The 18,264-nt window shown below is 57.9% G+C and carries 17 protein-coding genes; 7 read left to right on the top strand and 10 right to left on the bottom strand.

The genetic code is table 11. The annotated features are described in order from the left end of the window. Genes V1471_RS19650 through V1471_RS19660 form a run of 3 tightly spaced genes read right to left on the bottom strand, consistent with a single transcriptional unit; the run spans position 1 to position 2,486 of the window. Entirely contained in the window at positions 1-708 is a 708-nt protein-coding gene (locus V1471_RS19650) for an ABC transporter permease (RefSeq protein ID WP_434291231.1), read from the bottom strand. 29 nt (positions 709-737) lie between these two features. Further along, positions 738-1,529 (bottom strand): ABC transporter substrate-binding protein, encoded by a 792-nt coding sequence (locus tag V1471_RS19655; RefSeq protein WP_434291233.1) that lies wholly within the window; start codon positions 1,527-1,529, stop codon positions 738-740. A gap of 42 nt (positions 1,530-1,571) precedes the next feature. Next, complete coding sequence (locus V1471_RS19660; RefSeq protein WP_434291234.1) at positions 1,572-2,486, bottom strand: MurR/RpiR family transcriptional regulator; 915 nt, start codon at positions 2,484-2,486, stop codon at positions 1,572-1,574. A gap of 804 nt (positions 2,487-3,290) precedes the next feature. Here V1471_RS19660 and V1471_RS19665 point away from each other — a divergent pair. Next, a complete protein-coding gene (locus V1471_RS19665) occupies positions 3,291-3,974 on the top strand; it encodes an IS6 family transposase (protein WP_434291236.1) in 684 nt (227 codons plus the stop codon). A 279-nt stretch (positions 3,975-4,253) separates the two neighbouring features. Beyond that, positions 4,254-5,540 carry a Fic family protein gene (locus tag V1471_RS19670; protein ID WP_434291237.1) on the top strand — a complete coding sequence of 429 codons (1,287 nt, stop codon included), beginning with the start codon at positions 4,254-4,256 and terminating at the stop codon, positions 5,538-5,540. A gap of 125 nt (positions 5,541-5,665) precedes the next feature. Here the strand turns inward: V1471_RS19670 and V1471_RS19675 are convergent, their stop codons facing one another. The 7 genes from V1471_RS19675 to V1471_RS19705 form a co-directional block, all read right to left on the bottom strand. Next, entirely contained in the window at positions 5,666-6,466 is an 801-nt protein-coding gene (locus V1471_RS19675; RefSeq protein WP_434291238.1) for an ABC transporter permease, read from the bottom strand. Positions 6,467-6,469: 3 nt separating this feature from the next. Further along, positions 6,470-7,387 (bottom strand): ABC transporter permease, encoded by a 918-nt coding sequence (locus V1471_RS19680; RefSeq protein WP_434291240.1) that lies wholly within the window; start codon positions 7,385-7,387, stop codon positions 6,470-6,472. Between the two features lie 29 nt (positions 7,388-7,416). Further along, positions 7,417-8,523 (bottom strand): ABC transporter ATP-binding protein, encoded by a 1,107-nt coding sequence (locus tag V1471_RS19685; RefSeq protein WP_434291242.1) that lies wholly within the window; start codon positions 8,521-8,523, stop codon positions 7,417-7,419. A 74-nt stretch (positions 8,524-8,597) separates the two neighbouring features. Beyond that, positions 8,598-9,770, bottom strand: coding sequence for an ABC transporter substrate-binding protein (locus V1471_RS19690; RefSeq protein WP_434291243.1), 1,173 nt, complete (start codon positions 9,768-9,770; stop codon positions 8,598-8,600). A gap of 43 nt (positions 9,771-9,813) precedes the next feature. Continuing rightward, positions 9,814-11,091 (bottom strand): aminotransferase class III-fold pyridoxal phosphate-dependent enzyme, encoded by a 1,278-nt coding sequence (locus V1471_RS19695; RefSeq protein WP_434291244.1) that lies wholly within the window; start codon positions 11,089-11,091, stop codon positions 9,814-9,816. A 337-nt stretch (positions 11,092-11,428) separates the two neighbouring features. Beyond that, the gene (locus tag V1471_RS19700; protein ID WP_434291246.1) at positions 11,429-12,112 is read right to left on the bottom strand and encodes a TetR/AcrR family transcriptional regulator; all 684 of its coding nucleotides are present in this window, start codon (positions 12,110-12,112) and stop codon (positions 11,429-11,431) included. Between the two features lie 185 nt (positions 12,113-12,297). Then, positions 12,298-13,041 (bottom strand): FadR/GntR family transcriptional regulator, encoded by a 744-nt coding sequence (locus tag V1471_RS19705; protein ID WP_434291248.1) that lies wholly within the window; start codon positions 13,039-13,041, stop codon positions 12,298-12,300. 231 nt (positions 13,042-13,272) lie between these two features. Between V1471_RS19705 and V1471_RS19710 the strand changes: the two genes are divergently transcribed. From V1471_RS19710 to V1471_RS19730, 5 genes are all read left to right on the top strand, one after another. Then, complete coding sequence (locus tag V1471_RS19710; protein ID WP_434291250.1) at positions 13,273-14,520, top strand: branched-chain amino acid ABC transporter substrate-binding protein; 1,248 nt, start codon at positions 13,273-13,275, stop codon at positions 14,518-14,520. Between the two features lie 97 nt (positions 14,521-14,617). Further along, entirely contained in the window at positions 14,618-15,559 is a 942-nt protein-coding gene (locus V1471_RS19715) for a branched-chain amino acid ABC transporter permease (protein WP_434291251.1), read from the top strand. Between the two features lie 4 nt (positions 15,560-15,563). Beyond that, a complete protein-coding gene (locus V1471_RS19720) occupies positions 15,564-16,790 on the top strand; it encodes a branched-chain amino acid ABC transporter permease (RefSeq protein ID WP_434291253.1) in 1,227 nt (408 codons plus the stop codon). Further along, the gene (locus tag V1471_RS19725) at positions 16,787-17,539 is read left to right on the top strand and encodes an ABC transporter ATP-binding protein (protein ID WP_066705886.1); all 753 of its coding nucleotides are present in this window, start codon (positions 16,787-16,789) and stop codon (positions 17,537-17,539) included. Before V1471_RS19720 ends, V1471_RS19725 begins: the two co-directional genes overlap by 4 nt. Continuing rightward, positions 17,536-18,264: an ABC transporter ATP-binding protein gene (locus tag V1471_RS19730; RefSeq protein ID WP_434291255.1), complete on the top strand. Its 729-nt coding sequence runs from the start codon at positions 17,536-17,538 to the stop codon at positions 18,262-18,264. Before V1471_RS19725 ends, V1471_RS19730 begins: the two co-directional genes overlap by 4 nt.

An 18,264-nucleotide genomic window follows, 5' to 3' on the forward strand; every position in this document is an offset into this window, starting at 1 on the left:
TCATGCCCTCTGCAGGCCACGGTTCGCGCGCCGTTCCATGCGTGTGAGCACCAGTTCGGAGAGCACACACATCAGCCAATAGATCAGGCAGGCGACTAGATAGAAGGTGAAGGGTTGTTTGGTGACGCCAACGGCCACCTTGGTCATGCGCATCAAATCGTTGAGCGCGATGACGGAGACGAGGGCGGTGTCTTTGAGGAGGTTCAACCAAAGATTGCCCATCCCCGGTAGGGCAAAGCGCCAAAGCTGTGGCAGTTTGATGCGCCAGAAGATTTTGTGGGCAGACATGCCGATGGCGCGCCCTGCGAGAATCTGGCCTTCGGGTACGGCCAGAAACGCCCCGCGTAGAACCTCGGCGGCGAAGGCCGCGAACACCAGAGCCAAGGCAATTACCCCGGCCGCAAAGGGCGGAAAGTCGATCGGCGCAGCATTGGGTGCAAGCCAGCCCATGATCTGGTTCAACGCCAGACCGAGACCGTTGTAGACAATGAATAGGGTGAGGATTTCGGGCAGCCCGCGCATCAGCGTGGTGTAGCCCGCGCCGAGGCCCCGCAGGAGCCGGAGATGCGACAGTGACAGGGCCGCCACCGCAAATCCCAGGATTAAACCCAAGGGCAGGGTGGCCAGTGCAAGACGCACCGTCACCCAAAGACCCGCAAGGATTTCGTCGCCCCAGCCGAGGGGGCCAAAGGAGAACAACTCCATCATTTTTTGTGCCTCTCGACCGGGTCGCCGGATCACTTCATCGTATAGACGTCGATGGTGAAGTATTTGTCGTTGATCGCCTTATAGGTGCCATCGGCGCGGATCTCTTCGAGCGCGGCGTTCAGACGGTCGCGCAGATCGCTGTCCTCCTGACGCAGAGCGATCCCGACGCCGTCGCCAACAAAGGCCGGATCGGTGATCGGGGCGCCGGCGATTTTGCAGCAGGCGCCATCTTCGGTTTTTTCAACGAAATCGAGCAGCGGCAGCATGTCGCCGACCATGACGTCAAGCCGACCGGAGGCCATGTCGAGGCTGGCTTCGTCCTGCGTCGGATAGAGACGGACATCGGCGTCGGGATACATTTCGACGGCGTAATCGGCCTGAGTGGTCCCAGCCTGTGCGCCGACAACGAGATCCTTGAGCGTGTCGTTGGTAAATTCGGTCAGCTCGGACTCTTTGGGCACAACATGGGTCATGGCGGCCATGTAGTAAGGATCGGTGAAAGCGACCTGTTTCTTGCGTTCTTCGGTGATGAACATCGAGGCGATGATGAAATCGTATTTCTTCGCCAAGAGCCCCGGAATGATGCCGTCCCAGTCCTGTGCCACGACCTCGCACTCCGCGCCGATGCGTTTGCAAAGCTCCAGGCCGATCTCGACGTCAAATCCGGCGACGGTTCCTTCGGGGGTGACGTAGTTGAACGGAGGGTAGGCGCCTTCGGTGCCGAGGCGGAGGGTTTCGGCCTGAGCCGAGCTTGTGAATGCGGTGCCGGTGAGGGTGGCTAGAGCGATTGCCGAAGCGAAGAGTTTCGAAGCGAATGTCATGGAATTTCCCTGATGTTGGTCGGTTTGGTTTTTGGGTTTGGGTTATTGGGCCACTGGGGTCAGCGGGTTGCCGACATGGCCGGTGAAGGCACCATAGAGGCGCGCAATTTCGTTGAGCCGGGCTTCGGCACCTTCGCCGAGGGCGAGGAAGATGTCGTTGATCATCAAATTGCCGAGCAGGGCGAGATGGGCGGTCGAATCCCAGAATTGATTGAACTGAGTGGCGACCATAAAGATTTCATCGGCATAGTCCGCGCCCCAAGCACAGAACCGGTCGGTAAAGATCGTCACCGGGATGCCGCGTGCCTTGGCTTCGCGCGCAAGCACAAGGGCTTGACGGGAATAGCGGCGGGCCTCGAAGATCGCCAGACAGGTGTCCTGCGGTGCGCCTTCGACGAGCACCTCGGCGAAATTGCCGACCGAGAGATCGACCAGTTGCACACCTGGACGGACATATTGCATCTGGCTGGCGAAATATTGCGCCAGCCCGCGTTCGGTTTGAAACCCGGCGACGAGGATGCGCGGATGTTTGGTGAACCGGGTTACAGCGCTTTGCCAATCTGCGGTGCGGGCCAGTTCATAGACGCTGACGAGGGCGGCCATTTCCGCCTCAAGCCCCTGAGACAGGCGCTCTTCACGTTGCCCGGAGGTGCTGCGTAGGGCCTCAAGCCGGTCTTTGATCAGCCAGGGCTGTTCGCCGATGTCCTCTTTGAGATGATCTTTGAGGTCTTTGAAATTGGCATATCCGATGGCGCGACAGAACCGCCCGATGCTGACCTCGCTGACCTTGATCTTGGCGGCCAATGTTGCGGCTGTTTCGAACGGCAGATCGGAGAACTGTGCGAGCATGAAGCTTGCGATGGCACGCATCGAGGGCGAGCCAGTTTCGGCGGCGTGGCTCAGGCGGCTGCGCAGGGGTTGATGTGAGGACTGTGTCAGAAGACTTTCTCCTAGCATGATTTGTTACATTTCTAACATTACGAGCAGCAATTTATGAAACATGCAAGAGCTATGGCCGGGAGGGGCGAAGAGCTTCGACGAGCCAGAGTAGACCGGGGGATGTGGATATCGGGGAGAGAGGCCGCGGCGGAATGCGCTGTGTTACAGCGCAGAGGGATATGTTCGTCTTTGGCGAATAATCTACTTTATATCAATAAGTTAAAAGTCATATTTTCACGATCGGTTGCCGATGAATCTGCGTTGATCGGGATGGCGCTGGTGAAGGGGAATGCATGGGCAGGAATGCCAAGTTCGCATAAGTTGGGGGATTGATAGGCTTTAAGTTCGCCTATAATTTGAGCAGATAAAGTGGGGTTTTGAGGGACTCAATTCATTTTATATTTCCCTGTTGGACTTCAAGGCCCAGCTTAGCGGGGCCTTTTTTGTTCAGATTCCGGAGCGCATGATCATGCCCGGTAGATCTCTGGAGGGATTCGCCATCGCAATCATGTGCGCGGCACAGTCTGACGAATATATATAGTTCCTCCCATGGCTTCTAGCACAAGGAATGATTTTTGTCACCAGCTGTGATCCGCGATGCTCCTTCCAACGAAGCGGAGCAATTCAATGAAGATCAACCAAAATCCCACGATCGTGATGATCCTCACCTCTACCAGAGCCATGAACGAGGGCGGCGAACCGACTGGCGTATGGTTCGAGGAACTGGCGACGCCCTATTTCGGGTAGTGTCGCAAACTTTTGTGTTTTCGGGCTGCAGCGGATACGTAAGCGTTGTCAAGTAGTTGTTGAGAAGCTTGTGGCGTGACCGATTTCAAGGGTGTGCACTATCCGAAGTCTGTGATCCTGCACGCGGTGTTCTTCTATCTCCGCTACGCCGTCTCCTATCGGGAGCTTGAGGAGATCCTGGCCGAGCGTGGCGGCACGGTTGACCACGCCACGCTGAACCGCTGGGTGGTAAAGTTTGCGCCGCAGATTGCCGACAGTGCACAAGCTAGGAAATGTTCGACGGCCACCTCCTGGCGGATGGACGAAACGTACATCAAGGTGAAAGGCCGCTGTACCTATCTTTACCGGGCGGTAAACCGCGATGGGAAAACCCTGGACTTCATGCTGTCCGAGCGCCGCGATCTGGCAGCGGCACGACGCTTCTTCAGGCGGGCGATCGGCTCGAACGGTCTGCCGGAGCGCATCGTCATCGACAAAAGCGGCGCTAACCTGGCCGGGCTTCAGGCGATAAATGTAATCCTGAAGTTCACGGGCCGCGGGCGAATGACCGAGATCCGGCAGGTCAAATATATGAACAACATCCTCGAGCAGGACCACCGTTTCATCAAACGGATCACGCGCCCAATGATGGGCTTTAAGGCTTTCCATTCGGCAGCCGCCACAATCGCAGGCATCGAGGCTGTACACATGATCCGCAAGGAGCAAATCCCGGCCGACGGGGAAACTGCTTTCCAGATCTTCGCCGGGCTCACTGCATAAGTCTGTCCGCAGATCAGGCTATGCCGACAATCGGCAAAGTTTGCGACAGAACCAACTCGGTCGTTTTGAGTATCGTTTCATTTGCAGCGCAACGATTCAGGAGGGAGTCCTGAAATGTTCAATATTTCAATGTGATAATCGTTTCGTGCTTTTGATGAAGGCGGCTTTTGCCGCCTGATGCCTGAATCGTTGCAAAGTCCGTGAAACGAAAACTTGCGCCGAAGAAAAATGCTGGTGTATCAATGTTCTAATCGTTTCACACTTGCGGGATATCGTTTCATGGCCTTGTCGGATCAAGACATTCTAGACTTTGTCGGCGAGAACCCGGGTACTGGACGCAATGCCATTCGGAAAGGCGTTGCAAGGGATGTGAGCGAAACCACTGTATGGCGGCTCTTGAAGCGCATGGTGGAAGACGGTCGCCTCGAGGTCTCTGGCAAGGGCAGGGCCACGGGATACAGGATCGCCGGGGGCGCGGTTGTTCGGGCGCATTTGTCGACGCCGTACAACAGGCGGGCTCCCGTGTTCTATCGACCGGAGTTTCTCGATGCATACGTTCCGGGAAAGACTTGGTATCTGTCTGCACCTCACCGCGAAAGATTGTTGGAGGCTGGCCGTCCGCAAGGAGGCGCAATTCCGGCCGGAACATACGCGCGCCGGATCCTTGAACAGCTTCTGGTCGATCTCAGCTGGGCGTCGTCCAGGATGGAGGGGAACACCTACGATATTTTGCAGACCGAGCGATTGATCAGGTTTGGCGAGGAAGCTGCGGGAAAGGATCGGAAAGAAGCCCTGATGATCCTGAACCATAAGGAAGCCATCCAGTATGCGGTCGACAATCTCGATGAGATCGGGCTCAAACGTCCTGATCTGTTCGCGATTCATGCGCTGCTTTCGGATGGCCTTCTGGCGGACCCTGCGATGGCGGGCCGATTGCGAGCGATGCCAGTCGGCATCTCGCACTCGAGCTATCGACCGCTCGACGATGCGGTCATGATCGCAGAGGAGTTCGACATCCTGCTGCACAAGGCTGCGCAGATCACCGATCCGTTCGAGCAGTCCTTTTTCCTCCTCGTGCACATCCCGTACCTCCAGGCCTTTGCCGACGTGAACAAGCGAACCTCGCGCGTGGCCTCGAACATCCCGCTTCTGAAGTCGGACCTTGCGCCGCTGTCGTTCACGACGATGGACGACAGCGACTATATCGACGGGCTCATCGGGATCTATGAATTGAACAACGTCGCGTTGCTGCGTGAGGTCTACATGGACGCCTACCTGGCGTCCGCGGAAAAGTACCGAATTCTTCGCGCTGAGGTGGAGAGCCCGGAAAAGGCTGCCCTTGCCTATCGGGAATTCGTTCGCGCCGCGGTCCGGCGTTGCGTTCTCGAATTCAAGGAGTTCCGAAACGATGCGGTTGATGAGATGGCTTTGGCTGCTGGCGTGCCCGATGCCGATCGAGCGGATGTTGTCGCTTACGTCCGTGAGCAGATCGCAGGGCTCCATGAAGGCAACGTCATCCGCTATCGGCTGAAACCAGATGACCTGAACGGAGTAAACCTGCGCTAGATCGTCGTCGCTCCCCTGATCCAAAACCATCCGCACCGCGCGGGGGAAATCCATTGGCGAAATGTTTTCCGGGTGAGGTCGGTCACGCCGTGCAATGTCATAGACCGACCCTAAGTATATGACAGCTATGCATTTTCCCGACGCTTGCGGACGTGCACCACGACGACCATAACGATGAACATCAGGAAAATCATTGCATTGACCAATGTCGAGAGGCTGAACAATTCCGGTTTCAACCCATAGCGCAACGATCCCCAAGAGAGCGTTGGCAAGACCGGAATGGCACCGAGGTTGTAAAACGAGATGTCGAGATTGTTGAAGGCCAACAGAAAGCTGGTGAGAAAGGCCCCCATGAGCGCGGGCCAGATGGCGGGCAAGATGATCTCCCAAAACACCCGAAGCGGGGTGGCGCCAAAGACTTTTGCAGCTTCTTCCAGCGCCCAGTTGTGACGCAAAAGCTGGGCGACGAGGATCAGGAAGGCAAAGGCAAACCCATGCACCGCATTGCCGAACATCGCGCCCCAGAGCGAGCCGGACAGCCCCAGAAGTTGTTTGTTGAACACCAGCGTCGCAATCCCCACCAAAAGCTCCGCCACGAAAAGCGGCGAGACGAAGACGATGACGGCCAAGACCCGCGTCCGCGTCGGGTAGCGCAGCACGGCGAAGGCGGCCGGAAGGGCGAACACCGTCGCCAAAACGGCGGAGCCAAGCCCGACCAGAAGACTGTTCATCAGTGCTTCGCGATAGGCCCGCGCGCCCAATAGATCGAGATAGCCATCCAGCGTGAAAGACGGCGGGAAGGGCCAGACCACATCTTCGGAGAAAGACGTATAGGCGATGGTCAGGATCGGCAGATAGAGAAAGACGAAAAACGCCAGAAGCCAGAGCATCAAGAGGTTCTTACGGACAGTTGCAAAACGACCCATGGCTCACTCCTCCAAAAGAGACACGCCGGAGCGGCGCAAGTTGACGGTCCGGGCGAGAAGCGCGACGACCGCGATGGACAGGGAGAACAAGACGACGCCCAAAGCCGCCCCCAAAGACCATGTGCCCGTGGCGGTGAACTGATGCGAGATCGTGCCGCCCATGGAGGTGCCTGACGGCCCCCCCAAAAATTTCGGCGTGACGGATTCTGCAAGTGCCGGGATGAACACGATCAAAATCCCGACCACAGTGCCCATCCAATTGAGCGGCCATGTGACCTCGAAAAAGGCTCTGAGCGGCGAGGCACCGTTGACCTTGGCGGCTTCGACCAGATTGAAGTCGAAGTTGTTGAGCGAAAGAGCAATCGGCACCAGCATGAAGGGCGCATAGAGATAGACAAGGCCCATAACCGTGGCCGTGCGATTGAACATCATGAAATCGAGCGCGGGCAGGTTGAATTCGGCGAAGAGCATGTTCATCACGCCCACCGGCCCCAAGAGCGCCTGAAACGCCACCAGCCGCAGAATGAGCCCGGTGAAAAACGGTGCGGCGATGGCCAGAAGAAGGATGGTTTTCCAGCGTCCGCCATGTTTCGCGATGAAATAGGCGGCGGGCCATGTGATCACCATGGAGATCGCGCAGGCCATCGTCGCCACCGCGAAAGACCGCCACAGGAAGGTGAGATAGGACGGGTCGGTCAAAACCGTCACGTAATTCTCAAGGGTGAAATCCGGGATCAGCGTGTAATCTTCCGTGCGCCAAAAGCCAAAGACGACGACCGAAATCATCGGCACAAACAGCCCCCAGGCCAGAAACACCGCAGGCGGCAGAGCCATCGCCAGAAACATCGGCGTGACAAGCGGGCGGCGTTTGGTTTCCGGGAGCGGATCATCGGCCATACGCACGGTGTGATCGGTGCTCATGGTCGGGTTTCCTTCCATAGTGGTATCGCTCATGCCGCCACCTCCGGGAGGGCGTCGGCGAGAAAGCTCGTGCCATCGGAGACCGACCAGCCAAGCGTGATGTCACTGCTTTTGCGCAGGGTCATCGCGCCGGAGCTTTCGGAGACGGTGATCTCTGTGCCATCGGGGAGGGTGACGAACACGTCGGCTGTCTGACCTTTGAACACCACGTCGCGCACCTTGCCCGACAGAGTGTTCTCTGCGGTCGTGCCATTGAGGATCTGAAGCTTTTCGCATTTGACGAAACAGTCGATCCGTGCGCCAAGCGTGGCGCCCTCCGGCACTTCGATCCGCAAGCGTTCTGCGCCCATGTTGAGTGTGCCGGTTTGGCCAGAGATTTCGGTCAAAATCCCGGAGAACACATTGGAATGGCCGACAAAACCCGCGACAAAGCGGCTCGCGGGATTGCGGTAGATCTCATCCACCTCGTCGACCTGATCGAACACACCATAGCGCATAACCCCGATCCGGTGGCTCATAGTCAGGGCCTCTTCCTGATTGTGGGTCACATAGATGAAAGGGATGTTCAGTTCGTCGCGGTAGCGGCGCAGCTCGGTCTCCATCTCGCGGCGCAATTCCAGATCGAGGTTCGCGAGCGGCTCATCGAGCAGCAACACGGAGGGGCGAGACACCAGCCCGCGGGCCAGGGCCACGCGCTGTTGCTGACCGCCCGATAGCTGGTTCGGGTAGCGGTTGCGGTAGGGCGCGATGTGCAGCTTGTCGAGCACCCATTCGACCAGATCGGACTGGGTGCGGGCGTCAGTTTTGCGCATTCTGAGCGGGAACATAACGTTTTGCTCGACCGTCTTATGCGGGAACAACAGGAAGTTCTGGAACACCATACCCACGTCGCGCGCATAGGGCGGCAGGTTCGTCACATCGCGCCCATTGATCAACACCTGACCTTCGTCAGGTTTCTCCAGCCCCGCGATGATCCGCAACAGCGTCGTCTTGCCGGAGCCGGACGATCCCAGAAGCGTGAAATATTCATTGCCGATGTCGAGCGAGACATTGTCGATGGCGACGTAATCGCCAAAGCGTTTCGTGATGTTGCGCAGGCTGATGACGGGGGTGGCGGCTGTGGGAGGCTGTTCCATGCGGATGTCCATATCTGGTCTTTGTCATGTGCGAAGACGGCGCGCGATCCGCGCACCGTCCGGTTCGTTTCAGATCAGCTGGCCTCAACCGTAGACCAGACCTTTTCCCAGGCTTCCGGCGAGGAAGGCGTGTCGAACATATATTTGCTCGCCATCGCGTCCGTCTGATCCATCAGGGTTGCGCCGATTTCCAGATCGCTGAGGTGTTCGCGGCAATCCACGGTCGAGGAAAAGCCGGTTTCCTTGACGATATTTGCCATGTTCTCTTTCGTCAGGAAGGTGTCGATCCATTTGTGCGCCACTTCCAGAACTTCGTCATGCTCAACGCCGGAACTGATCAACCAGGTGTCGATCCACGCCAAACCGCCTTCTTTTGAGTCAAGCGCGTAACCGGGTTCCCAATCCTGTTTGCCATCGACGAAGTCATAGTAGAGGGGCGCGTAGCTCAGCGTGCCGCCGGGGCCCGCCGCCACCTGACGGGTTTTCAGAAGCCGGGTCATCATGTCGAGATCCTGATATCGGGTCAGCAGAAGTTTCTTCTGCTCGATCAGAATTTCTGTGCAACGCACCAGTTCTTCATCGGTCAGCACATAGGGGTTGAACGCCTTGCCATCCGGGCGCGCATCGTTGATCGTGCCAAGTTCATTTGCCACGAGAATGCCTGCCCAGGCGATGGTTTCTTCATAGCGCGCCATGGTGGTCAGCTTGCCGGCGTAATCCGGGTTGAACAGCGCCCACATCGTATGGGCGTCTTCGTCGGACATCATCGACTTGTTGTAGATGACATCAATCCCGCCCCAACAGTTCGGCGCCGCGATACGCGTGTCTCCGACCATGTGAAGCGGGCTTTGCGGCGGTTGAAAACCTTCGAATACATTGGCGAGGTTCGGAAGTTTGGCGCTGTCCAGAGGCTGCGTCAGCTCGTTTTCGAAATAGGTCTTCGGCCAATGGCCGTCGGCCATCACCATGTCGAAATCCTTGGTGCCGCCGGAGCGAAACTGGTTGAACGCTTCGGCATTGCCGTCGAAATAGGAGAACGACACTTTGACGCCGTGCTCTTTTTCAAACGCCTTCACCATATCGCGCTGATTGTAAGGCTCCCAGATCAGCCCACGCAGCTCAAGCGTCGCGGCCTCCGCCTTGCCAATGAACGGCGTGCACAGCGCCACCGCCCCGGTTGCGGACAAGCCTTTGAGTGCGGCCCGCCGTGATATGTTTCGGGTGAGGCCTTGAGTTTGTTTTGTCATGGTCGTTATCCCTGTTGTCTGTTTTGTTCTCTGTGTGGGGCGTTTAGCCCCCAAAGGTCGAAAGCAAGGCGCTTGCTTTCGGGTCGGGTCCGATCGTGGACCAATTCTCTTTCATTTGGCGAAAGGCTTTTCCGGTTGCCTCAAGGGCAACATCAATATCCTCATGGCTCATCGCGGCGGTCATGAAGATGTTGTGGTAAGGGTTCAGATAAACCCCGTTCTGGATCGCGGCGTTGGTCCAGTAATAGACGTAGCGAAAATCCGGGTCGTCTTCCAAAAGGATCATAGGCATGGTCACGGGGCCGGTCTGACGCAGGCCAAAACCGTATTCGGCGGCCTGTTGGCTCAGGCGCGCGCGAAAGCTCGCGCCGATCTCCTGCATATGTTCGAGGTAATTCGTCTCCCGCACGATGCGAAGTGTTTCGCGTGCCGCAGCCATCGGCACGGCGGAGTACCAAAACGAGCCGGTGACAAAGATGCTGCCCGCTGCCGCGCGCGCCTTGTCCGATCCTAACAGTGCGGAAATCGGCTGGCCGTTGCCCAGAACCTTGCCCCAGCAGGACAGATCCGGCTCGACGCCCACCAATGACCACGAACAATCCCGCGCCAGACGAAAGCCCGCCCGCACATCGTCCACGATCAAAAGCGCGTCCATTTCGTCGCACAGTGCGCGCACGCCTTTCGCATACTCCGCATTGGGCTCTTCCTGATCGGTGAACGTGTCGTGTTTGAACGGGGTGGCAAAAACGCCCGCAAGGTCGTTTCCGGCCTCTTTTGCGACGGCCCTGAGGCTGTCGAGGTCGTTATAGTCGAAATAGAGGATATGGGCGCGATCCTCGGCAACCGTGCCGGTCAGCGTCGGCGTGTTCCAGGGCGAGGCCCCATGATAGGCGCCCTTCGCCACCAGAATTTTGCGCCGCCCCTTATAGGCGCGCGCCGTCACCATCGCCATGGAGGTCGCATCGCCGCCGTTTTTACAAAAGATCGCCCAATCGGCATGGGTGACCATTGCGGTGAATTCTTCGGCCAGCTGCACGACCAAGGGGGAGGGTCCGGTCAGCGTGTCGCCGATCTCCATCTGGGTCATCGCCGCCTTGTTGACGCGGGCGTCGCCATAGCCCAAGAGGTTCGGGCCGTAGGCGCACATGAAATCGAGGATCTTGTTGTCATCCGTGTCCCAAAGATAGGCCCCTTCGGCCTTTGAGAAAAACTGTGGATAGCCGTCGGGCAGATTGCCCACCGCTTCGTGTCCCCACATCCCGTTCGGGATGACACAGCTTGCCCGTTCGCGCCAAAGCGCGTCATTGTTCATCTGGTTCATGTTCGATCCTAAATGTCTCACGCGCAGCCTGATGTTCGCCGACGTGTGCTTGGTCATGGCGATGGATCTCGCCGCTCTGACATCAGATTAAGTGAGGTATAATTCGACTCACAAGATGGTATTGATACTGAGCAACTTTGCAATCCGAGATCGAATTCGCACATTTTTTAGAATAAAAATGGTGTTTCATGCTTAAATGTGCGACGGCTTGCGCGTGTAATCGTGGAAAACAGAGCGTCTTTTGTCGGCAGAAACCTATAGAAAGTTTTGCTTTCCGATTCGACACAGCTTTATCGTGCTCGGAGACCCGGGCCGGGAGAGGGACATTTTGTCCCTCTTATGACATGCGGGGAGGCAGGAACTCGGGCAGATAGCACCGCAGATAAGCCAGAGCTGCACGCATACTTTCGGCGATACAGTCTTCGTCGATATAGCCGCGTTCGGCATAGGAGATGGCCCAGATCCCATCCATCAATCCCATGCACACGGCCATCCAGTTTTCAAGGTCGGTCAGGGTGTCGCTCTGGAAGTAGGTCCGAAAATCATCGGCACGCTGATTTGCCAAAAGTGTGTTGCCACTCAGATCGAGGTTGCGGACCTCGACACTGACGCCAGCCCCCATGAAAAGCCGCATCGCCGCCGGATGATCGTTAAGAAAATTCACAGCATCGCGCGCGCGCCGTTCATACATGGCCTGCCACGACTGTGGGGGCGGCGAGATCGGTTCGCGTGCAATTTGGCGCAACAACTGATGATACCGTCCGGCGAGGCCTACGAAGATTGCATTCTTATTGGCAAAGAAATGATACACGGAGGGCAAGGGCACATTCGCCTGTTCTGCGATATGCGCAAGGCTGATGTCGTCTTGCGCATGATCCGTCAAAACAAGCTCTGTCGCGTCCAGAAGATGTTCGACGCGCTTTTTCCCTCGCGCACGTTGAGGCGTGCGCAATGTATTGCGGTCCACAATCTCATGAGGAGTCGCAAGGGAGCGCCATTTATCGAAAGCAGGAGAGGACATCCATTCATCTTACCGCTCCAGTTTGCTCACGCAAAGTGACTTTGTTTTAACTTGGTGTCAGAAATAAAATGTCCAGACAGTTGCGTGTTTGTTATCCGGCTTGATCTTTCTCGGCATTGTGATGTCGGGTCAGGGCAAACCGCGACGTGACCGCATCCAGGGCAGGGCGAGACGCACGCAGAGCTCTATGCCAAGTAAATCCGTATGCGTTCCGCAGCGTTTTGAAGGTGGCGTGCGGCGGCCTCTGCTGCGGCTTTTTCGTCGCCGTTTTTCAAGGCTTCATAAATCGCCTTATGCTCGTTCTGAACCGCGTCCAACAGGTCGACGTGATTGGTTTTCGTGTTGCTGCGGGCTTGGCGGATGATGTTGCGGGCGCTGGCCTCAAGATGCTGGCACAAGGAAATGAAATGCTGATTGTGGGTGGCTTCGACAATCGCCTGATGGAACTGATAGTCCTCTTCGTCACCCAGCCGGTCGCTGGCGATGGCATATTCCATGCCAATCAATGCCCGTTTGATCTTTTTCAAATCCTCGGGTGTCCGACGCTTTGCGGCGATGCGCGTGGCGGCAACTTCGATGCTCACCAGCAATTCCATCGCTTCTTCGAGCCGTTCGAGATCGGAGACGGAAAAATTCTGAAAGCGAAAGGCATTGGTCGAATCGCGTTGAGTGACGTAAACACCACTTCCGGCCCGCGCCGCAACGAGGCCGTCGGATTTGAGTTGCGACAGAGCCTCGCGCACCACGGCGCGGCTGACGGCATATTGCGTGCAAAGGTCGCGCTCCGAGGGAAGCCTGTCTCCGACCGACAATACGCCGGAGGCAATTTTTGCGCTCAGGTCCTGTGCGATCTCGTCGGGCAGATGCCCGTTGCGTGTTCCCGTGCTATTGCGCGATTGATCGGATGTGAGTGGACTGGATACTGACATTTTTTCCCCTTTATAAAATTATGATATCTCACTGGTCTGACAGGTTAAAGTAAAATTTACTGTATAGTTTCAATATTTTAATTTGTGAATTTCGATATTTCATAGCATTTTTTGCATCTGAAAAAATTGGTCAGTTAGGTTGTTGACTGGTAAGACCATTTCATGCCATCACATGAAAAGCCGAAGGGGTGGAGGATCTCTTCGCAGTTCAGATATGTCAGGGAGGACAGTATGGGATTCCAGAAACTCGCACGCGGAACGGCGGCCATGGCGCTCGTCTTGGGGGCTGCAACGGCCGCACAGGCGGAGCCTTTGAAGATCGCTCTCGTGGAAACCTTGTCGGGTCCGCAGGCCTCGACCGGTTTGCTCTACCGCGATGCTGTGAAATACCAGCTCAGCAAGATCAACGCGGCGGGCGGTTTCGGTGGGGCGCCGATCGAGCTGCTCGAATTCGACAACCAAGGTGGCCCGGTGGGCGCCGCCGACCGGGTGCGCGCGGCGATTTCCGAGGGCGCGGACATTATTCTTCAGGGCTCGTCGTCTGCGGTGGCCGGTCAGGTGACTGAAGACGTGCGCAAATACAACCTGCGCAACGTCGGCAACGAGGTGCTTTATGTGAACCTCGGCGGTGAGGCGATGGAATTGACCGGCGCCAAGTGTCATTACTACCATTTCCGCACCACACCGAATGCCGCGATCCGTGTCAACACGATCATGGACGGGATGCAGGAAGCGGGGGTTCTGGGCGAACGTATCTACGCAATAAACCAAAACTATTCCTGGGGTATCGATGTTCAGGACAACACCGTTGAAGCCGCCGGGCGCCTCGGCGTCGACGTGGTGGAAACGACGCTGCACGACGTCAATAAAATCCAGGACTTCTCGCCCTATGTGCAACGCATTCAGGCCGCGGATGCCGATACGGTCATCACCGGAAACTGGTCGAATGACCTGCTTTTGCTGATGAAGGCGACAAGCGGGGCAGGGCTGGACGTGCGGTTCGGCACGGCCTTCCTCGACCAGCCGGGCAATATCGGCAATGCGGGCGCCGTGGCGGAGGGGCATTTCCTTTCGACGACGTTCAATCCGGAGGTCAACCCGGAGGAAAGCGCCGTGTTCATGGAGGATTACAAAGCCTTCACCGGGCATTATCCGAGCTATGTCGAGCCGACCGCCGTGTTCGGCATGATGCTTCTGGGAGAGGCGCTGAAATCGGTTGAACCGACGGAAGACGGGCTGAACGCCGCCGATCTGGCCGTGGCGCTGGAGAATGCGCGTGTCGAAACCCCGATGGGGCCGGTTTATATCCGTGCGGAAGATCACCAGATCGTTCAGTCGATGATCGTTCAGGAAGTCAGCCGCGACGCGAAATACAAATCCGATGACACCGAATTCGGCTTTGTGCCGATCAAGGTGATTGCAGCCGAAGACGCCGAACAGCCGGTGCAGGACAGCTGCAAGATGAAACGCCCGGGCTGACGCTCCGGACATTCCACGACACACGAAACGCATGTTGTGATCGGGGCCAGCGCGCCCCGGCCATGGCACAGCTATACCGATGCCTACGGAGGTCAGGGTGGACCAGATACTCTTCGCTTTGCTCAACGGCACCATTTACGGGCTTTTGCTCTTCATGGTTTCCGCCGGTTTGACGCTTATCTTCGGGATGATGGGGGTTTTGAACTTTGCCCACGCGTCCTTTTACATGCTCGGCGCTTATTTCGCCTACACGCTTCAGCCCCTGACCGGGTTTTGGCTGGCGATCATTCTGGCGCCGATCCTTGTGATGGGTGTCGGCATTCTGGTCGAGCGCTTTATCCTGCGCCATGTGCACGAACATGGCCATGCGCATGAATTGCTTGTGACCTTCGGTCTGTCGGTGGTGATCGCCGAGATGATCAAGATGGTCTACGGCAAATTCGCGGTGGACTACCGTGTGCCTGCGGAGCTCAACTTTGCCGCCTTCTCTTTGTCGGGCATCGACTATCCGTTCTATCGCCTGTTCATGGGCGGCATCGCCGTCGTCATGTTCATCGCGATCTATCTCTTGCTGACGAAAACCCGTGTGGGCATCGTCGTGCGCTCCGCCATTTACCGTCCGCAGATGGTCGAGGCGCTAGGCCATAACGTGCCCATGGTGTTCATGGGCGTTTTCGGTATCGGCGCGGCTTTGGCGGGTCTTGCGGGCGCTGTCGCTGGCGCGTTCTACACCACCAATCCGAACATGGCCTTGGAGCTTGGCGTCATGGTCTTTGTCGTCGTCGTGGTCGGGGGGCTCGGCTCCATGGGCGGCGCGATGGCGGCGTCCCTGTTGATCGGGATCACCAATTCGCTCGCGGTCGGCAGCGATTTCCGCATCGCGGATCTTCTGACCTGGATCGGCATGGGCGGCTGGGCCGATGAGGTCGGCGGGCTTTTGACCATGCGCATGTCGAGCCTCGCGGCCACCCTGCCGTTCTTCATCATGCTTCTGGTGCTGGTGCTGCGCCCCTCCGGGTTGATGGGCGAGAAGGAATAAGACTATGAAATACGCACCTCTACTTCTTTTGGTCACGGTTGCCGTGCTGATCGCCCTGCCGTGGCTGGTCTCCGGCTCCATGCTCAACGCCGCCGTGCAGATGCTGATCTCCGCTCTGTTCGCCATGGCCTTTGGTTTGTTGTGCGGGCAGGCCGGGATGCTGAGCTTTGGCCATGCCGCTTACTTCGGTGTCGGTGCCTTCGCCGCCGTCCATGCGATGAACGCCTTCGGGGGCGAAGGGCTTTTGCCGACGCCGCTTTTGCCGCTGGTCGGTGGGGCGTCCGGTCTGATCAGCGGGCTTCTGGCAGGCTATTTCTCGACCAAGCGGACGGGCGTTTATTTCGCCATGATCACGCTGGCGCTGGCCGAGCTTTTGCACGCTCTGGCACCGCATCTCAAAACCGTCTTCGGCGGCGAGGCGGGTGTATCCTCTTTCCGTATGCCCGCCTGGGGCATCGGGTTCGGCTCGCTCAATGACGTCTATTTCCTGACGCTGGTCTGGACGCTTCTCTGCATCGGGCTTCTGTATCTTTTCAGCAAAACCCCGCTTGGGCGTCTCGCTCTGGGCCTGCGTGAAAACGCGCACCGTTTGCGCTTTCTGGGCTACAACACCCATGCGCTGGGAACGCTGATCTTTGCCATTTCCGCCATGTTCGCGGGCATCGCAGGCGCGCTTCAGTCGATGAACATCGAGGCCGCGAACTATGTCGTGCTCGAGTCGCACATCTCCACGGCCGTGGTGCTCAACAGCTTCATTGGCGGTGTGCGCGTCTTCCTCGGTCCGGCGATCGGCGGTGCGGTGATGACATTCTTCGGTCATGTCAGCTCGGATCTGACCCGTGTCTGGCTTTTGTACCAAGGCATCATCTTCGTGCTCGTCATGATGTTTTTGCCGCGTGGCATCGTGGGGGAACTGGTCGAACGCATCCGCACTCCCAGCGGCGAAGGTTTTGCCCGCACGCTTGGCACCACGCTCATGCGTCTCGCGAGCCTTGCGATTGCCGCTTTCGGCGCCGTCTTCCTGATCGAGTTCCTGCAACGCGTTCTGTCGCCGGAATATCGCGCCGGTGTGACGGAGGGCAACTGGCCCGACATCGCGCTTTTCTCTTACGACTGGGCACCGCTCTCCGTTCTGCCATGGGCCTTCGGTCTCGGTCTCTTCGGTTTCGGCATTGCGCTGGTCACCATGGTCAACCGCCGTGTTGCGGCGCGCAAGGAGGCACAGGCATGAGCACCCCCATTCTGTCTTTGCAACATGTTCACAAATCCTTCGGCCCGGCCCATATCATCCGGGATGCCAATCTCGATGTGCTTCCGGGTGAACGCCATGCGGTCATCGGGCCGAACGGGGCGGGCAAGTCGACACTGTTCCACCTCTGCTCCGGCCAGTTCGCGCCCACCGAGGGCAAGATCCTTTTGAACGGCAAGAACATTGCCGGGCTGAAACCGGCGGAGGTCAACCGTCGCGGTCTGGCGCGCTCGTTCCAGATCACCAACATCTTCCCCGGTGTGACGGTGTTCGAGAACCTGCGTCTCGCCGTGATGCGCAAGCACAACCTGCAATTCGTGTTCTGGCGCTCTGCCGCGCGGCTGCGGCTGGTGAATGAGGAGGTCGACGACCTTCTGACCAAAATCCGCCTGACTGAGCGCGCGCAGACACTTGCCAGCCAGCTGTCGTATTCCGAGCAACGCTCGCTTGAGATCGGCATGACGCTGGCCTCCGATCCGCAGGTGATTTTGCTCGACGAACCGATGGCGGGCATGTCGCATGAGGAAACCGATTACACCGCCGGTCTGATCCGCGAGATCACCGAGGGCCGCACGCTTTTGATCGTCGAGCACGATATGAGCGTCGTCTTTTCACTCGCGCATCGCATCAGCGTGCTGGTCTATGGCGAAATCATCGCCACCGGCACGCCCGAGGAAATTCGCGGCAACGCCCGCGTGAAAGAGGCCTATCTGGGCGAGGAGGCGGCATGAACGGCATCAACATGAGCGACACCATCCTGTCCGTCGAGGGGTTGCACGCCCATTACGGCAAAAGCCATATCCTGCACGGCGTCACCTTCGATGTGGCGCGCGGCGAGGTCGTGAGCCTCTTGGGCCGCAACGGCTCCGGGCGTTCGACCACGATGAAATCCATCATGGGGCTGGTGCCGCCGACCGAGGGCCATGTGCGTCTCGACGGTGTCGATCTGGCCGGTCAGCGTAGTTTTACGATCTGTCGGCGGGGCATCGGCTATGTGCCCGAAGAGCGCGAGATTTTCCTCAACCTCAGCGTCGACGAAAACCTTGAGATGGGGCGTCAGAACGGGCCTGCGGGAGCGGCGAAATGGGACGTCGAACAGATGTTCACCTATTTCCCGCGCCTCAAGGAACGCCGCAACACCCGCGCCGGGAGCCTTTCGGGCGGTGAGCAGCAAATGTTGACGATGTGCCGCTCGCTTCTGGGCAACCCCTTGGTGATGCTGATCGACGAGCCGACCGAAGGCCTCGCGCCCAAAATCGTGACGGTCGTCGGTGAGGTGATCCAAGACATCAACAAACACGGCGTTTCCGTGGTGTTGGTCGAGCAGAAACTCACCATCGCCATGCATGTCTCGCATCGGGTCTGTGTCATGGGGCACGGCCAGATCGTGTTCGAAGGCACGCCTGACGAATTGAATGCCAAGCCGGAAATCACCGACGAATGGCTCGCGGTGTAA

It is taken from the genome of Celeribacter sp. SCSIO 80788 (assembly GCF_051054295.1).
Taxonomy (GTDB): Bacteria; Pseudomonadota; Alphaproteobacteria; order Rhodobacterales; family Rhodobacteraceae; genus Celeribacter.

Bases quoted from the DNA above. Each gene is read 5' to 3' on its own strand.
- V1471_RS19650 (WP_434291231.1), bottom strand. From the start codon at position 708: ATGATGGAGTTGTTCTCCTTTGGCCCCCTCGGCTGGGGCGACGAAATC.
- V1471_RS19655 (WP_434291233.1), bottom strand. From the start codon at position 1,529: ATGACATTCGCTTCGAAACTCTTCGCTTCGGCAATCGCTCTAGCCACC.
- V1471_RS19660 (WP_434291234.1), bottom strand. From the start codon at position 2,486: ATGCTAGGAGAAAGTCTTCTGACACAGTCCTCACATCAACCCCTGCGC.
- V1471_RS19670 (WP_434291237.1), top strand. From the start codon at position 4,254: ATGGCCTTGTCGGATCAAGACATTCTAGACTTTGTCGGCGAGAACCCG.
- V1471_RS19675 (WP_434291238.1), bottom strand. From the start codon at position 6,466: ATGGGTCGTTTTGCAACTGTCCGTAAGAACCTCTTGATGCTCTGGCTT.
- V1471_RS19680 (WP_434291240.1), bottom strand. From the start codon at position 7,387: ATGAGCACCGATCACACCGTGCGTATGGCCGATGATCCGCTCCCGGAA.
- V1471_RS19685 (WP_434291242.1), bottom strand. From the start codon at position 8,523: ATGGAACAGCCTCCCACAGCCGCCACCCCCGTCATCAGCCTGCGCAAC.
- V1471_RS19690 (WP_434291243.1), bottom strand. From the start codon at position 9,770: ATGACAAAACAAACTCAAGGCCTCACCCGAAACATATCACGGCGGGCC.
- V1471_RS19695 (WP_434291244.1), bottom strand. From the start codon at position 11,091: ATGAACCAGATGAACAATGACGCGCTTTGGCGCGAACGGGCAAGCTGT.
- V1471_RS19700 (WP_434291246.1), bottom strand. From the start codon at position 12,112: ATGTCCTCTCCTGCTTTCGATAAATGGCGCTCCCTTGCGACTCCTCAT.
- V1471_RS19705 (WP_434291248.1), bottom strand. From the start codon at position 13,041: ATGTCAGTATCCAGTCCACTCACATCCGATCAATCGCGCAATAGCACG.
- V1471_RS19710 (WP_434291250.1), top strand. From the start codon at position 13,273: ATGGGATTCCAGAAACTCGCACGCGGAACGGCGGCCATGGCGCTCGTC.
- V1471_RS19720 (WP_434291253.1), top strand. From the start codon at position 15,564: ATGAAATACGCACCTCTACTTCTTTTGGTCACGGTTGCCGTGCTGATC.
- V1471_RS19725 (WP_066705886.1), top strand. From the start codon at position 16,787: ATGAGCACCCCCATTCTGTCTTTGCAACATGTTCACAAATCCTTCGGC.
- V1471_RS19730 (WP_434291255.1), top strand. From the start codon at position 17,536: ATGAACGGCATCAACATGAGCGACACCATCCTGTCCGTCGAGGGGTTG.